Origin of the sequence: Psychrobacter sp. AOP5-GZ1-6 (assembly GCF_052376345.1) — a bacterium.
GTDB lineage: Bacteria > Pseudomonadota > Gammaproteobacteria > Pseudomonadales > Moraxellaceae > Psychrobacter.
Genome location: NZ_JBQSVP010000337.1, coordinates 1 through 528, shown reverse-complemented (window position 1 = coordinate 528; position 528 = coordinate 1). Strand labels below are relative to the sequence as shown.

The 528-nt window shown below is 42.4% G+C and carries 1 protein-coding gene; it reads left to right on the top strand.

Annotated elements, in window-relative coordinates; all coding sequences use genetic code 11:
• Positions 1–26: 26 nt before the first annotated feature.
• Positions 27–528, top strand: a 502-nt coding sequence (locus ACT3RN_RS16090) for an AraC family transcriptional regulator (RefSeq protein ID WP_444518865.1), incomplete at its 3' end; no start/stop codon positions are given.

The following is a 528-nucleotide window of genomic DNA, read 5'->3' as shown; positions in this document are numbered from 1 at the left end:
AGGTAATGACAGAGCTCTCAATCGAGATGCACAGTAAAGCGAATGGCGTTATACATCATCCTAAAAATACATCCCATCCCTTAGGGTTATCGCTTTCAAATTGGGACAATGGCTTTACTAAGGCATTGTTTCGGCTACTAATGCTAATAGATAACCCCGTTGATACCTTGATACTTGGGGAAAGCCGTTTACGCGAATTTTACTATGCCCTATTAAAGGGGGAATCAGGATATTCAGCACAACGCGCTTTTGGTGTGGGTAATGAAATTGCTCAATCTATCGAATACTTGTCAGCACATTTGGATGATGTGATTACTATTGAAGACATGGCCAAACACGTAGGAATGAGCCGTGCAGTCTTGCATCGTAAGTTTAAACAAGCCACCTCCATGTCACCTATTCAATTCATAAAATCCATGCGCTTGAACGCTGCTGCCATGAAGATAGCAACGGGCATGACTGTCAATACAGCAGCCATGCAAGTCGGTTACTCTAGCTCATCACAATTTAGCAGAGAGTTTAAACGTT